A 14,131-nucleotide genomic window follows, 5' to 3' on the forward strand; every position below is an offset into this window, starting at 1 on the left:
CTTAGTCAAGCGCACGCCGAACTGCCCGCACCCCCAGTGTCCGCGCGGGCAGTTCGGCTCCTTCGTGCGGTGTTACCCGTTGACGCGGGTCACCGGATGACGGGCGCGCTCACCGACGTGCTGTCGGCGAGGCTCGCGGCTACCACCGCGTACGCGCCCACGGCCAGGGTCAGGCCGGCCAGCGCGCGAGCCCGGGCGCCGGTCTTGTTCTTGCGGGTCAGCGCCATCTCCCCGGCGGGGTGGTCGCCGTCCTGGTCGTCGCGCCAGGTGGGGACCTCGTCGTGGCCGGCGTCGCTCATCGGGGGTTCTCCTTGGAGGGGTAGGGACTTGCAGAGGGGTCGAGCACCAGCACGGAAGGCGTCCGCTCGGGGAAGCCCAAGCGCAGCAGGCCGTAACCGATCCCCGACAAACCGGTCAACAGTCCCGCCGACGGCACCCCGCCCGGGGTGCCGCACCGCGCTCCGTACTGGTCCAACGCGCCGAGGACGAGCCCGGCGCGCCGGGTGAGCATCGCCGACGCGAGGTCGTGCCCGCGTTCGGCGAGGACGGCCAGGGGTTCCAGCACGCCCAGCTCACCATGGCACAGGCTGAGGTCGCGCAGCGGCTCGTGCACCGCCAGCGCGTTGAGGCACCGGTCGAGGTGCAACGTGTAGGCGTCGACCGGCTGATCCGGGTGCGCCGAATGCGCGAGCACCGCGCCGGCCAGGCCGGAGCACCAGCTGTGGTCCGCTTCGACCACGTCCAGGAGGCGTTGGCGCAGCGCGTGGTCCGCCCGCAGGTGGGACCGGCCGGCGACGGCGTAGCGCTGGTCGTGCGCCAGGCGCGCGTAGCGCAGCAGCGCCCAGCCGACCCCGGCCCGGCCGCGCGCGAACCCGTCGCCGGTCGGGGTAGCGGCGAGCAGGCGGTCGGCGTAGGCGCGGGCCAGCCGTTCGGCCGCCGGAAGACCGCTTTCCGCGTGCACGGCGGTCATCGCGGCCAGTCCGCCGGCGCAGCCCTCCACGATGTTCGCGGGGTCTTCACCGAGCGCTTCCACGGCCGCCGCGATCTCGACGGCCTCGGTCAACCAGCCCGAGATCTCGGCGTCGTCGAGCAGGTTCGCCAGCCGTGCCAACGCGTAGCAGATGCCGCCCAGCCCGTGGAACGCGCCGCTGCCCACCGCGACCGCGAGTTCCGCGTCCGCCGCGAACGACCGCAGCAGCGCCGGGACCGGGGCGAGGGCGTCGCGGGCGTACTCGGTGTAACGGCCGGCGCCGGTGAGCGCGCCGAGCTGCGCCAGGAACAGCGCCACGCCGGTGTAGCCGTTGGACAGGCCCGCGCCCATCGCCGAGACCGCCCAGTGCCGGTCGTCCACCAGTTCCAGGCCCACCCAGTTGACCCGGCGGCCGTCCGCGGTGGCGTGCGCGAGGACCTCGTCGGCGATGCCGCACGCGGCGACCAGGAGCCGTTGCGGGTCGGGGACGCCGGCGTCGAGCCGGGCCGGGACCGCCGCGCCGGAGCGGTGGTCCACCGGCCGGGGGCGGCTGGCCAGGGCGGCGGTGATCAGCCACTGCTGGTCGTGCCGGTCCACCTCGTCCAGCTCGGCGAGCTTGCGCTCGACAGCCTCGATCCCGGTGGCGGGCAACAGGTCCGCGATCCGCTCGCCGCACGCCGTCCACACGTCCCGGCTGCCCGGCCGGGTGGTGAACAGCGGCACGTCGCCCGCCCACAGGTCGGTCAGCTCGTGCGGCACCAGCGCTTTCAGGACGGCCTCGCCGGACTCGTCCCACAGCAGGTCCATCGCGGCTTCCCGGTCCCCGGCGGCGCGCAACGCGTCCGGGTGGGTGGACTCGTCCAGCAGGGTCGCGTAGAGGTGGGTCATGCGCGGCACGAACCGGACCGGCAGGTCGGCGAACGCCCGCAGCAGGCCGCGGTCGCCGAGGAGTTCGTGGCGGTGGTCGTAGAGCGCGTCGTAGCCGCGGCGGAACCCGGCCAGCAGCGCGCCCTCGTAGTCCGCGGGCTCCGCCTCGGCCTCGCCCACGCGCGGCCGGTTCACCGCGGGCGGCAACGGCGCGGGCCGGCGCACCAGCCGCATCCGGTCCGTCCCCGGGTGCTGCCAGGTCACCCCGACCGCCGCCTGGTGCTCGTCCCCGCCGACGCCGCCGATGTCCAGCGCGCCGTGCTCGCCGAGCAGCACCCGAGGCAGCACGGCCGTCCGGTGCACCGACCGGGCCAACGCCCGCACGGCCGGGTCGCTCGGGATGCCCACGGTCGGGTGGAACAGCGTCTCGACGTCGATCAGCACCGGCTGGTCGCCGTGCGCGATCAGGTTCTCGTAGTGCATGTCCGTGCCGTCGACCGCGTACAGCAGGGCGAGCAGCGCCCCGAGCCGGTGGTAGAACCGCCCGACCCCCTCGACGTCCGCGCAAGCCTTGTGCTCGACGAACTCCAACCACCCGTGCGTGTCCCGCGCGACCACGGCCGGCGTGCGCAGGTCCAACCCGGTGTGCCGGTCGAACCAGCCCAGCAGCCCACCGAAGGCCTGGTGCAACCCGACCGGCCGGGGCTTGTAGACGACCTTGCGCCCGTCGGCGAACGTCACCACGGCGACCGCGCGCCCCCGCTGGTGCACGTCCCCTTTGCTCTCCACGACCGAGATCGGTCCGGGGTCGCGGTTGTCGAGCAGGGTGCGGACGATCTCCGTGCGGTCCTGGGAGAGCCGGTCCAGCAGCTCGCGGTGCGCGTGCGCGGCGTGCAGCCCGGCCTGGCCGAGCAGTCGGGCCAGCACGGGGTAGCGGCGCAGGACGTCGGCGAGGTCGACGTTCTCCACGAAGTGCGCGAAGCGGGCCTGCGGGGTGTCGCCTTCGAGGCGGCCGGCCAGCCGCGCGAGGTTCAGTTCGAGGACCAGCGTGCGGGCGGCGATCCGGGCGAGCCGGTGCCCGAGGTCCTTCGCGAAACAGCGGTCGGCGGCGAGCCGGGGGTCCAACGCCACGGCCCCGCGCACCAGCGGCCGGAGCGCGAACGCGAAGGCGTCCAACCAGTCCCCACCGGGGAAGTTGGCATGGGCCGCGGTCGCGGTGGCGCGTTCCACGAACGCGGCCCATGCCGGCCGCCCGAGCGGGGCGACCAGTTCGGGGGCGGTCCCTCGCACACCACCTCGCCACCAGGAGGCGGGGAGCGCGTCTAAGGCGGAAGGGATCACCCTCCCAACCTGACACCCCCACCCCCACCCGCACATGGGGGCACACCCCCCAGATTCCTCCCGACCCAGCATCCACTCCGCACCGTTGCGGAAACGCGGCGCAATTGATCTTGTGCACGGCCTACCTGCTCTTGAGGGCTTGCGCAGGTAGGCGCACCGAGACGCTCCGCGGCTCGGTGTCCGCCTGCGGCCCATCCGGGCCGGCGGGTCGCGCGCAGGGGCTGTTGCCCGGCGTGCGCCCACTCGCGCCTGCGAGGACGTGATCTCTCGAACAACAGTGCGACTCGCCGGCGGGGTCCCACGATCCGCGCGGTAGTTTCGTATCGTGTCCACCGTGCCGAAGCCCACCCCGACGCCAGCCGCAGATCCGCTCGACTCGTTGTTCCGACCGGTGGCGGTGGAGTTCTTCGCAGGTATCGGCCTCGCGCGCATGGGGCTCGAGGAGGCCGGGTTCCGAATCGACTGGGCCAACGACATCGAGCGCTCAAAAGCGGAGATGTACCGAGCCCAGTTCGGTGAGCCGAGCGATCTGGACAAGGCGACGGATCCGGACAGGTCGCCTGGCTATTTCCTCGGAGACGTGACGAAGGTCAAGGCCAAGCACATGCCTGAGAACGTCCGACTCGCGTGGGCGTCCTCACCCTGCGTGGACGTCTCGCTCGCGGGAGCGCGCCTGGGAATGAAGGGCGAGCGGTCGTCGATGTTCTACCAGTTCACGCGGGTCATCGGTGAGATGGGGGAGTACAAAGGGCGGCCCGATGTCATCGTGCTGGAGAACGTGGTGGGTCTGGCCACGAGCCATGGTGGCGAGGACTTGGCGGCGGCCATCGACACGATGAACGGGCTTGGCTACTCGGTGGACGTGCTGACCCTGGACGCGCGATCGTTCGTGCCGCAGTCGCGCCCGCGCCTGTTCCTCGTGGGCGTGCGCGAGGACAAAGTGCCCGCGAGTCAGCCAGGGGCCAACCCGGTGCTGCGGCCGGACTGGCTTCGTGCGACGCTGACACGCCTCGCTGGCCGTGGCCTCGAAATCCACCAGGCCAGGCTTCCTGACCTGCCTGATGTCTCGGTGGGGGAACTGTCCACCATTGTGGACGATCGAGCCGACGAGTGGTGGGACGCCGAGCGCTCGGTGAAGTTCCTCAATTCGTTGTCTCCTATGCAGGCCAAGCGGCTCGGAGAACTGCAGGAGAAGAGTCGGGACGCTCCGCTTTATCGAACCGCTTATCGTCGCACACGCGACAAGACGCCGATGTGGGAAATTCGCGCCGACGACATCGCGGGTTGTCTGCGAACCGCTCGTGGTGGTTCTTCGAAGCAGGCCCTGGTGAGGATCCATGGGAATGACGTGCGCGTTCGGTGGATGACGTCGGTCGAATATGCCCGGTTGATGGGCGCAGATGACTACAACCTCAAAGATGTGAAGCGCGCAGGCCAAGCGCTGTTCGGTTTTGGTGACGCTGTCTGCGTGCCCGTGGTGGCGTGGCTGGCAAAGAACTACTTGAAGCCCGTGATCGATGGGACGTTCCAGCCGGGCGGTGACTCCGAAGAGCCGGACGTCGACGTCGAGGAGTCTTCGACGATGAGGCCGCTGGCGGAAATCCATGGTTGATCCGGATCCCGCAGTGGCGGGTGTCGTCGATGGCTTCTTGCAGGAGATCCGGCGCTGGTACGAGGGCGAGAGGAAGCCGAACAACAAGGTCAACACCAACGTGATGACCGTCGCGATGATCTTGGTGCACCAGCTTGGTGAGCACTATCCGCTGGAAGAGGCGCGATTCCTCACCTCCTCACAGGTCCGCGGAATGGGTGGCGGCAAGATCAAGCGGATCCTCGCTGAGCACGGTGAGCACAGGCCGTTCACCGCGGAAGGCGGTCGTACTTCACGAGGCACGGTGGGCCTCGCCAGAAGGCTTGCCGAGCTGTTGAACGGAGCCGCCGTCGCGGAGGAGTACCGGCGGCTGCCCGTGGAGCGAAGGGTCGACGTGCGATTCCACCTGCAGGGGTGGCTCGTCGACTGTGTCCGTCGCGACTATTTTGATCAACGGCTGATCGAAGCCGATGTGGATTTCAACAAGCCGACCAGGGCGGTGATCGCGGCGTACCTCGGCGCGGCACGCCTTCGTGAGGGCTCCGTCGCGGGCGCGTTGGCGCAGCACCTCGTTGGAGCGAAACTGTCGCTACGTTTCCCCGGTTTGGAGATATCCAACGAGAAGCACACGACTGCTGACAAGCAGACCGGTCGTCGTGGTGATTTCGAAGTCGGTGACACCGCGTTCCACGTCACGATGAGTCCTGGTGAGGGATTGTTCGTGAATCGCTGTCGAGCCAACCTGAACGAAGGCTTCCGTCCATTCGTTCTCGTGCCCGCAGATCGTGTGAGCGCGGCACTGCAATTGGCCGACAACGCCGGCCTCGATGACCGGGTCACGGTCGTCGGCATCGAAGACTTCGTGAGCGTCAACGTCGATGAAATGGCGCAGTACTCCACTGCGGAGATCCGGAAGAAGTTGCGCGAACTGCTCGAACGGTACAACGAACGGGTTCGCGCGATGGAACCGGATCCATCGCTTCAGGTGCAGATCCCTGCGAACCTGTAGTGCTGGTCGTGCGAGGTCGGCGCTACGGCTACAGTCCTCCGCATGGCGGAGTCCTCGTGGGCGACGAGTCCGGGTGCGCGCAGGTCGATGCAGGCCAACAAGAGCCGGGACACCAAGCCCGAAGTCGGCCTCCGGAAAGCGCTGCACGCACTAGGGTTGCGGTACCGCGTGTGCGCCCGCCCGCTGCCGGAGGTCCGTCGCACCGTCGACGTGTTGTTCCGGCCGGCGAAGGTCGCTGTGGAGTTGCGAGGGTGCTTCTGGCATGGCTGTCCGGAGCACTACCGCGCGCCGAAAGCCAACGACCAATATTGGTCTGAGAAGGTTCGGCGAAACGTTGCTCGCGATGAGGAGACGGAGCGGGTCCTCGCGGCAGCCGGTTGGGTCCTTGAGGTGGTTTGGGAGCATGAGGACTTGCAGAAGGCAGCACTGCGAGTGGCGGCTACCGTGACTGAGCGCAGAGGTCTGCCCGATTGACGTGTCTCACCCGTCGCCTTCTGTCTGCATGCCCGGCCGCGGATGTGGCACACGAAGTTGGAAGCTGGGCGTGTGTATTGCCTAGCCGACAGCAACTTTTGCCGTGCTCCTGCATTGGCTTTGTCGCCGTATAGGGATGGGCTCGGCTAGACTGCCCATACCGCCTACGTCGACACGGAGGTCATGTTGTCGCGTTCCGTGAATATGTCTACCACTGCTTTGCCTCGTGAGGTGCAAGCCATCCGCGATGCGATTGCCCTCGCTATGCGGGTTCCGGACCCTCAGCGTCCGAGCCAGACCATCGGTCGCGCGAAAGCAGGCATCTATGCGTTCTTCGACTACGACGGAGAGCCCATCTACGTGGGTCAGACGGCCGAAGGCTTTAGTGCGAGGATCGGGCGGCACTTGACCGGTCAGCGCTCAGACGCTGTCGCGAAGTACGTGTTAGACCCGTTCGAGGTGCACACCGTCTCGATGTGGTCGCTACCGCTGATCGGCGACATGCCCGCAGGTCAGCGGAAGGCGGCCCTGGATCCCTACGAATACACGGTGTATCGGCAGTTGTTGAAGGAGAGCACTTTCGGTGCCATCCTCAATGAAGGTGAGATCGCTGCAGGGCCCATCCAGGTGCTCCCCAGGCCGGTTCGAGAAGTGATCATCCCTGACCACATCTTTCCGGATCGCAGTCATCCTGATGTTCGTATCGCGCGGCGCGCGCAAACGATCTCACTGCTGGCCAAGAACATCAGTGAGCGAAAGGTCTCGAAAGGGCTCCGCAGAACGCTGCTGACGCAGACCGAGCGCTTGAACTCGCTGGCTCGCCGCCGGTTCGAAGCCACGGAAGGGGTGATCGAACTCGAAGAAGAAGAGGGTTCCGTTGGATCGCCGAACTTGTTCTCCGTCGACGCCTCGTATCCGTCGGAACGGCTGAGCGGCTCGTGATCCCGGCAGTTTCCGGCTAGACCGGCGTGTGCGCCATGGTTCTGCGGACATGGGGCACCGAGTTCAGTTGTCCATCCTCGGCGCGAATCAACTCTGAGGCGCGCCAAGAGCATGCGAACTCTGTGGCGGCTTTCGATTGGTCCAGTCAGCACGACGGCCAGGCGCACACAGTGGCTAGCGTCAACAGGTTCTCTGTCGACGACCATTGAAGCGGGAGGCCTTGCTTCTGGCCGTGCGTAGAAGTGCCCGGTCCCGAGCAAGCGGGACCGGGCACTTACCCCTGGGGCGGTCAGAAGGTGAGGTTCCAGACGTCGATGTAGCCGGTGTCGCCCGAGTACACGTCCTGTACGCGCAGCTTCCACGTGCCGTTCGCGATCTCGCTCGACGCGTTCACCGTGTAGCTCGCCACGACGTTGTCCGCACCGTCACTCGACGACGAGTTCTTCAAGCGGTACGCCGTGCCGTCCGGGGCCACCAGGTCCAGGACCAGGTCGCCTCGGTAGGTGTGCTTGATGTCCACGCCGACCTTCAGGGTGGACGGGGCGTTGCCCGTGCGGCCGGTGACCGGGATGGAGGACGTCACCGTCCCGCGGTCCGCGATGGCCACGTCCGTGGTGTTCTCGAAGAAACCGGTCGGGGGCGGGGTGGTGCCGCCGCCGGCCGCGGTCACGGTCTTCGCCGCGTCGGCCAGGCCCGCGCCGCAGCCGCCGGTGCAGGTGCCGGGCAGCGGGCGGGCGTTGTTCTTGATCAGGGTCTCGATCTGGGCCGGCGTCAGGGACGGGTTGGCCTGGACGAGCAGTGCGGCGAGGCCCGCGATGTGCGGGGCCGCCATGCTGGTGCCCTGGTACGGCTCGTAGTTCTCGCTGCCCGGGGTGGTGGCGCCGGTGTTCAGCGTGGACCAGATGCCGTTCTCCGGCGTGGTGATGGTGCCGGGGGTGTCGTTGGCGTTGCGGGTCTGGCCGCCGGGCGCCGTGATGTCGATCTTCGCGCCGTAGTTCGAGTAGAACGTCCGGTCGCCGGCCCGGCTGGACGCCGCGACGGTCACCACGTTGTTGCAGGACGCGGGGGTGAAGCCGGAGACGTCCTTGTTCGAGTTGCCCGCCGCCACGACGACCGTGCTGCCGCGGCCGACCGCGGAGTTGATCGCGTTCTGGTAGGTGGACGAGCACGCCGACTCGCCGCCCAGGCTCATGTTGATGACCTTGGCCGGGGTCGGGTTGGCCGGGACGCCCGCCACCGTGCCGCCGGAGGCCCAGATGATGGCGTCGGCGATGTCGGACGTGCTGCCGCCGCACTGCGCGAGGACGCGGATCGGCTGGACCTTCGCCTCGTACGCGATGCCCGCGACGCCCTTGGTGTTGCCGGTGACCGCGGCGATGGTGCCCGCGACGTGCGTGCCGTGCCAGGACGAGTCCTGGTCCTTGGCCGGGATCGGGTTGCCGAACAGGTCGGTCCCGCAGTCGCCGACCTTCATCCAGTCGCCGTTGTCCGCGGGGTCGGAGTCGCGCCCGCCGCCGTCCCGGGCCCGCGCGGCGTCGGAGACGAAGTCGTAGCCCGCGACGACGTTGGCCGCCAGGTCGGAGTGCGCGACGTACCCGGTGTCGATCACGGCCACGGTCACGCCCTTGCCGGTGGCCTTGTCCCACGCGCCGGGCACGTTCATGCCCGCGGTGGCCTCGAACAGGTCCCACTGCCGGCCGTACTCGGTGTCGTTCGGCGTGGCCAGGGGCTGCATCATCAGGTCGGGCTCGACGTAGGCCACGTCCGGGTCGGCGCGGAACTCGTCCAGCGCCTTCGCGGCGGTCGCGGCGTCGGCGCCACCCAGGTCCACGACGGCCGCGCCGGTGCCCAGGCGGCGTTCGAGGTTGAGGTCGCGCCCCACCTTGTCGCCCTTGGCGTCGGCGTCCGAGGCGGCGGCCTGGTCGGACCGGGCCTCGGCGGCGGTGGACTTGTAGCCGACGATCAGCCGTTCGTAGGGCTTGGTCGTCGGCGACGCCTGCGGTTCCGCGGGCGCGGCGGTCGCCGTCAGCGTCACGGTGCCGGTGAGCAGCGTGGCGGAGACGGCGGCGGCGCAGAGCGCGGAGCGTCGCAATCCGTTCACAGGGGATTTCCTTCCACCTACAGGGACTTCGCCTGCCGACGAGGGAGTCAGGGGTTCTGAACCGGCTGCGAAGTGCGTGAAAGGTAGGCAGGTCGGTGGCGATTGGCACAGAGGCGGAACGCGGCAGTTTCGCGTCACTGTCGTGTTTACGTCAGCTTGTTGCGCTGAAAAGACCAGTGTTTTACGGCTGAACGTCGCATCGGGGACAATGTCGAGGTGTTCTCGCACCTGGGTGTCCCCGACGAGCAGGCCCGTGTCTATGAGCGATTGGTGCACATGGGTTCGTGCACCGTCGAAGAGGCGCAGACGCGGCCCGAGGTGCTGGAGGACCTGCACCGGCTGGGGGTTGTGCGGCGGGTGGCGGCGGACGTGTGGCAGGCCGTGCCGCCGGACCTGGCCGTGGAGATGCTCATCGCGGCCCGCGAGGACGGCCACCGCCGAGCCCGCGCCGAAGCCGCGCCGCTGATGGACGCCTACCTGCGCAACCGGGCAGAGCAGCACCACGACACGGCGATGGTGGAGGTGGTGAACGGGGCGGACGCCGTGCGGGACCTGTGGCAGGCGCTGCTGGCGGGGGCGAGGTCGGAGGTGTGCGTGCTGGACCAGCCGCCGTACATCTCACCGGTGGAGGAGCACGTGGCGCTGGAGATCGACACGCGGCGGCGCCAAGTGCAGTGGCGCGTCATATATGACCGGTCGAGCGTGGAGCTGCCGGGGCGGCTGGGGGAGATCGCGCAACTGGTGGCTTCGGGCGAGCGGGCGCGGGTGACGCCGACGCTGCCGTTCAAGCTGGCGGTGGTGGACGCGCGGGTGGCGGTGCTGCCGGTGGCGGTGCGCGGGGTGGTGGACCAGGTGCTGCTGATCCGCCCGTCGCCGTTGTTGGACGTGTTGACGTCGATGTTCGACCTGTACTGGGACAACTCGATCCCGTTCAACCCGGGGGCGTCGGCGGCGGAGGTGGACACGCAGCTGCTGGCGCTGTTGGCGGCGGGGTTGACGGACGAGAGCATCGCGCGGCACCTGGGGTTGGGGCCGCGGACGGTGCAGCGGAGGGTGCGCCAGCTGATGGACCGGTGCGGCGCGCAGACCCGGTTCCAGGCGGGGGTGCAGGCCATGAGGCGCGGCTGGCTCTAGGACGGCAGCGGGCCGGCGGGTGGTGGCGCGGGCGGCGGTGCGGCGGCTGGCGGGCCGAGAGTGCGGCGGCTGGCGGGCGGGGGTGCGGCGGCTGGCGGGCGGTGGCTGGCGGGCGGCGCTGGCGTGCGGGAATGTCGGTGGGGCGTGGGATGATGGAAGTGGGGGCCGGAGGCCGGCCCCTTCCGCTACTTGTTGCAGTTCTCGGCCTGGCCGGCGGCTTCGCGGAAGTCGTCGGGCAGGGAGACCAGCGAGACCTGTTCCACGCCGTCGCTCATCATCGTCACGGCCTCGGTCAGGTGCTGGTTCACCGCCGCGAAGATCTCCAGCGTCATCTCCGGCGCCTCGTCCACCGTGGACTTCGCCAGCGTGAACTTGTCGCGCGCCTTCGACAGGGGTTCGAGGATGACCTCCACCGCCGTGTCCGCCGCGACCACCGGGGCGGGTGTCAGCTCATCGAGGTCGTGGACGGCCACGTTCAGCACGTCGACCACGCGGCCGAGGGACGTGCTGAGCGCCTGCTTCGCCTCCGCCGGGTCGGCAGGCGGCGAGTCCAGGGTGTAACTGCCCGACGCGCTCAGGTAGTTCGCCACGCCGCAGAAGTTGTTCATCCAGCGCACGACCTCGGCGTCCGCCTTGGGGTTGGTCACGTCGGCCGCGACCGGGTTGCCGGCCACCGGCGTCGCACACGCGGCCGTCGTCGCCAGGACCAGCGCGGGCCACACAACACGCTTCACCGCCATGTTGTACCCCACGGATCACCCGATGGTGGTCTGCAACATGACAACCGGGCGAAAACTCCGCCACGATTGGCTACCTCATGTCCGTCACAGTGGAAGTCGCGGACGGCGTCGCGGTCGTCCGGCTCGACCGGGACCCGCCCGCCCGGCTGCGCGCGCTGCTGCCGACGTTGGCCGGTGTGCGCGGGCTCGTGCTGCACGCCTGCTCCTGCGAGGTGTCGCCCGCGTCGGTGCGGGGTGTCGTCGGGGTGCCACCGTCCGCGCGGCATGCGCACGACAGGGAGTTGCGGGCGTTGCGCGAGGAGTTGGCGGAGTTGCCGGTGCCGGTGGTGGCGGCGATCGGGCGCAGCGCCTCGGGGGACCTCGCGGTGTTGGCGGACGCCTGTGACCGCCGGGTGCTGGCCGAGGGCGGCGGCCTGGTCCGGGTGACCGGCGGCGGGGTGGTGGTGGCGCGGCGGGTCGATGCCGACGAAGCGTTGCGCACGGGACTGGTGGACCGGGTCGTCGCGCCCGCACAGGTCGTCTCGGCCGCGGTGGAGCTTGCAAAGGAGTGCAAGTCCACGCAAGATTCACGCAAGTCCTGCCGTATGGTTGCTCCATGACGCAACGGCGGTTGGCTGAAGTGGCCGCGAAAGTCGGCGTGAGCGAGGCGACGGTGAGCCGCGTGCTCAACGGGAAGCCCGGCGTGTCCGACGCGACCAGGTCCGCGGTCCTCACGGCGCTGGACGTGCTCGGGTACGAGCGGCCCACGCAGTTGCGCGGGGAACGCGCCCGGCTGGTCGGCCTGGTGCTGCCGGAGTTGCAGAACCCGATCTTCCCCGCCTTCGCCGACGTCGTCGGCAACGCCCTCGCGCAACGCGGCTTCACCCCGGTGCTGTGCACCCGGACGGCAGGCGGCGTGTCGGAGGCGGACTACCTGGAGCTGCTGTTCGAGCAGCACGTGTCCGGGGTGGTGTTCGCCGGCGGGCAGTACGCGCAGGCCGACGCGTCGCACGAGCACTACCGCCGGATGATCCGGCGCAAGCTGCCCGCGGTGCTGGTGAACGCCGCCGTGGACGACCTGGGGTTCCCGCGCGTGTCCTGCGACGACGCGGTGGCGGTGGAGCAGGCCTTCGGGCACCTGGTCGCGTTGGGGCACCGGCGGATCGGGGCGGTGCTCGGGCCGTCCGACCACATGCCGTCGCGGCGCAAGCTGGCGGCGTTGATGTTGTGCGCGGAGGCGGCCCGGATCGAGCTGGCCGAGGAGCACGCCATGTTCTCGCTGGAGGGCGGGCACGCCGCGGCGACCCGGCTGGTGAAGCGCGGGGTGACGGCGATCGTGTGCGCCAGCGACCCGTTGGCGCTGGGGGCGATCCGGGCGGTGCGGCGGCAAGGCTTGCGCGTGCCGCACGACGTGTCGGTGGTCGGGTACGACGATTCCGCGTTCATGACTTGCACGGAACCGCCGCTGACGACCGTGCGGCAGCCGATCGAGGCGATGGGGCGGGCGGCGGTGGAGCTGCTCGCGAACCAGATCACCGGGAGGTCGGTGGCGGCGGAGGAGCTGCTGTTCGAGCCGGAACTGGTGGTCCGATCCTCCACCGCTCCCGCTCCCGCACCCCGCTGAGCGCACACGGGCCAGGGGAGTCGCGTTCGGCCTACGGACGCGCGGTGAAGAGAACTGTGCAAGTGAGTGGCGAGCGCTGTCCAACAAGAGGGAGCGGGCTTACGGGCCTATGTTGGCAAGTTTCGAGATTTCGTAAATATCTTGCGGCAACCTGTGGACTGGGCCTTGCACTACACCGAGATCCGCCGCGAACTCCGCGACGTCTTCGCCAAGGACGGTCGCCCGCCAACGCGGGCCGGCTCGGCATGTACCTCGCCGCCCCCGACAACGTCCCCACGATCGTCAACCAGTTCAAGGGCGACTTGGACCTGGGCCGCTACTTCGTCAACACGACGAGGATCATCATCGACATCGTCCCGAACCACTGCTCGGACAGGCATCCCCGGAGGCGCTCGACGGCGTCGGCCGCGACCGGTTCTGGTTCGACGAGGGCCACGCCGCCCAACGACTGGAAGTCGCGCTTCGGCGGCCCGGCGTGAAGCCGCACCCCCGACGGCGCCCCGCCGACGTGGGTGCTGTCCAACGACGACGTGACGCGGTTCGGGCGGGCGGACACGTCGTTCGACTTCGGTCGCCGGCAGCACCTGACGCCCACCGACCTGGAGCTGGGCGCGAAGCGGGCCCGTGCGGCGGTGCTGCTGTCCACCGCCCTGCCCGGGTGCGTGCACGTCTACCAGGGCGAGGAGCTGGGCTTGGAGGAGGTGGACGACCTGCCCGACGAGCTGCGCGAGGACCCGGTGTGGGCGCGGTCGGGCCACGCGGACCGGGGCCGCGACGGGTGCCGGGTGCCGATTCCGTGGGGTGACGACGGTCCGTCGTGGCTGCCGCGGCCGGACACGGCGGTGCGGCTGCGCCTGGGTTAGTCGCGGGTGGGGCCGAAGGCCCGTTCGACCAGGTTGCACTCCAGCTTGCCGAGCAGGCGCAGGACCTCGGCGCGTTCGGCGTCGTCGCAGCCCTTGGTCGTGGCCCGCTCCAACTCGCCCCACAGCCGCTCGACCTCGCGGTGCAGGGCCTGGCTGGCGATCGTCGGTTCGATGATCGACGCCCGGCGGTCCGACGGGTCCGGGACCCGTCGAACGAAGCCCGCCTTCTCCAGGCGCTGGACGGTGCGGGTCATGGTCGCCGAGTCCGAGTCCAGGACGCCGACCAGCTCGGCCTGCCGCGCCGGGCCGCAGTCCCACAGGTGCATCATCACCAGCTCCTGGCCCGGGTGCAGGCCCGCCTTGCGCAGCAACTGGGCCGCGACCATGCGGTGCAGGCGGGCCAGGCGGAAGATCGCGTGGCTGACCGGGCCGGTGCGGGCGGTGGCCGGTACCGGCAGGCTCGTCGGGGTCGCTGTCTGATCAGCCATGATGACCA

13 protein-coding genes and 1 pseudogene are annotated in these 14,131 nt (G+C 69.7%); 9 read left to right on the forward strand and 5 right to left on the reverse strand.

Features of this window, described 5'->3' with window-relative positions:
* Positions 1-89: 89 nt before the first annotated feature.
* Positions 90-299 (reverse strand): hypothetical protein, encoded by a 210-nt coding sequence (locus ABD126_RS18170; protein WP_343935052.1) that lies wholly within the window; start codon positions 297-299, stop codon positions 90-92.
* The gene (locus ABD126_RS18175) at positions 296-3,127 is read right to left on the reverse strand and encodes a type 2 lanthipeptide synthetase LanM family protein (RefSeq protein WP_343935053.1); all 2,832 of its coding nucleotides are present in this window, start codon (positions 3,125-3,127) and stop codon (positions 296-298) included. Before ABD126_RS18175 ends, ABD126_RS18170 begins: the two co-directional genes overlap by 4 nt.
* Before the next feature lie 376 nt (positions 3,128-3,503).
* Between ABD126_RS18175 and ABD126_RS18180 the strand changes: the two genes are divergently transcribed.
* The 4 genes from ABD126_RS18180 to ABD126_RS18195 all read left to right on the forward strand — a co-directional run bounded on the left by ABD126_RS18180 (position 3,504) and on the right by ABD126_RS18195 (position 7,194).
* Positions 3,504-4,790 carry a DNA cytosine methyltransferase gene (locus ABD126_RS18180; protein ID WP_343935054.1) on the forward strand — a complete coding sequence of 429 codons (1,287 nt, stop codon included), beginning with the start codon at positions 3,504-3,506 and terminating at the stop codon, positions 4,788-4,790.
* Complete coding sequence (locus ABD126_RS18185; protein ID WP_343935055.1) at positions 4,783-5,778, forward strand: DUF4928 family protein; 996 nt, start codon at positions 4,783-4,785, stop codon at positions 5,776-5,778. Before ABD126_RS18180 ends, ABD126_RS18185 begins: the two co-directional genes overlap by 8 nt.
* Positions 5,779-5,820: 42 nt before the next feature.
* Positions 5,821-6,252 (forward strand): very short patch repair endonuclease, encoded by a 432-nt coding sequence (locus tag ABD126_RS18190; RefSeq protein ID WP_343935056.1) that lies wholly within the window; start codon positions 5,821-5,823, stop codon positions 6,250-6,252.
* Between the two features lie 231 nt (positions 6,253-6,483).
* Positions 6,484-7,194, forward strand: coding sequence for a GIY-YIG nuclease family protein (locus tag ABD126_RS18195; RefSeq protein ID WP_343935057.1), 711 nt, complete (start codon positions 6,484-6,486; stop codon positions 7,192-7,194).
* 289 nt (positions 7,195-7,483) lie between these two features.
* Here ABD126_RS18195 and ABD126_RS18200 read toward each other — a convergent pair whose 3' ends face one another.
* On the reverse strand, positions 7,484-9,295 hold the full coding sequence (locus ABD126_RS18200; protein ID WP_343935058.1) for a S8 family serine peptidase: 1,812 nt from the start codon (positions 9,293-9,295) through the stop codon (positions 7,484-7,486).
* Between the two features lie 216 nt (positions 9,296-9,511).
* On the opposite strand from ABD126_RS18200, the gene ABD126_RS18205 reads away from it, so the two are divergent.
* Positions 9,512-10,429 carry a LuxR C-terminal-related transcriptional regulator gene (locus ABD126_RS18205; RefSeq protein WP_343935059.1) on the forward strand — a complete coding sequence of 306 codons (918 nt, stop codon included), beginning with the start codon at positions 9,512-9,514 and terminating at the stop codon, positions 10,427-10,429.
* Between the two features lie 185 nt (positions 10,430-10,614).
* On the opposite strand, the gene ABD126_RS18210 is transcribed toward ABD126_RS18205, so the two are convergent.
* A complete protein-coding gene (locus tag ABD126_RS18210) occupies positions 10,615-11,163 on the reverse strand; it encodes a hypothetical protein (protein ID WP_343935060.1) in 549 nt (182 codons plus the stop codon).
* An 83-nt stretch (positions 11,164-11,246) separates the two neighbouring features.
* On the opposite strand from ABD126_RS18210, the gene ABD126_RS18215 reads away from it, so the two are divergent.
* The 4 genes and pseudogenes from ABD126_RS18215 to ABD126_RS18230 form a co-directional block, all read left to right on the forward strand.
* Positions 11,247-11,768: a Clp protease/crotonase-like domain-containing protein gene (locus tag ABD126_RS18215; protein ID WP_343935061.1), complete on the forward strand. Its 522-nt coding sequence runs from the start codon at positions 11,247-11,249 to the stop codon at positions 11,766-11,768.
* Entirely contained in the window at positions 11,765-12,772 is a 1,008-nt protein-coding gene (locus ABD126_RS18220; RefSeq protein ID WP_343935062.1) for a LacI family DNA-binding transcriptional regulator, read from the forward strand. The genes ABD126_RS18215 and ABD126_RS18220 overlap by 4 nt, the downstream gene beginning before the upstream one ends.
* 245 nt (positions 12,773-13,017) lie before the next feature.
* On the forward strand, positions 13,018-13,251 hold the full coding sequence (locus ABD126_RS18225) for an alpha-amylase family glycosyl hydrolase (RefSeq protein WP_343935063.1): 234 nt from the start codon (positions 13,018-13,020) through the stop codon (positions 13,249-13,251).
* A gap of 15 nt (positions 13,252-13,266) precedes the next feature.
* Positions 13,267-13,605, forward strand: a pseudogene (locus tag ABD126_RS18230) (alpha-amylase family glycosyl hydrolase); the annotation flags it as partial.
* Between the two features lie 26 nt (positions 13,606-13,631).
* On the opposite strand, the gene ABD126_RS18235 reads toward ABD126_RS18230, so the two are convergent.
* The gene (locus tag ABD126_RS18235; protein WP_343935065.1) at positions 13,632-14,123 is read right to left on the reverse strand and encodes a MarR family winged helix-turn-helix transcriptional regulator; all 492 of its coding nucleotides are present in this window, start codon (positions 14,121-14,123) and stop codon (positions 13,632-13,634) included.
* Positions 14,124-14,131: the final 8 nt, after the last annotated feature.

The sequence above is a fragment of the Saccharothrix mutabilis subsp. mutabilis genome (genome assembly GCF_039521145.1).
Classification (GTDB): domain Bacteria; phylum Actinomycetota; class Actinomycetes; order Mycobacteriales; family Pseudonocardiaceae; genus Actinosynnema; species Actinosynnema mutabilis.

Excerpts from the sequence above, each read along its gene's own strand:
- ABD126_RS18220 (WP_343935062.1), top strand. The coding sequence starts at position 11,765 with ATGACGCAACGGCGGTTGGCTGAAGTGGCCGCGAAAGTCGGCGTGAGC.
- ABD126_RS18190 (WP_343935056.1), top strand. The coding sequence starts at position 5,821 with ATGGCGGAGTCCTCGTGGGCGACGAGTCCGGGTGCGCGCAGGTCGATG.
- ABD126_RS18225 (WP_343935063.1), top strand. The coding sequence starts at position 13,018 with ATGTACCTCGCCGCCCCCGACAACGTCCCCACGATCGTCAACCAGTTC.
- ABD126_RS18215 (WP_343935061.1), top strand. The coding sequence starts at position 11,247 with ATGTCCGTCACAGTGGAAGTCGCGGACGGCGTCGCGGTCGTCCGGCTC.
- ABD126_RS18185 (WP_343935055.1), top strand. The coding sequence starts at position 4,783 with ATGGTTGATCCGGATCCCGCAGTGGCGGGTGTCGTCGATGGCTTCTTG.
- ABD126_RS18170 (WP_343935052.1), bottom strand. The coding sequence starts at position 299 with ATGAGCGACGCCGGCCACGACGAGGTCCCCACCTGGCGCGACGACCAG.
- ABD126_RS18235 (WP_343935065.1), bottom strand. The coding sequence starts at position 14,123 with ATGGCTGATCAGACAGCGACCCCGACGAGCCTGCCGGTACCGGCCACC.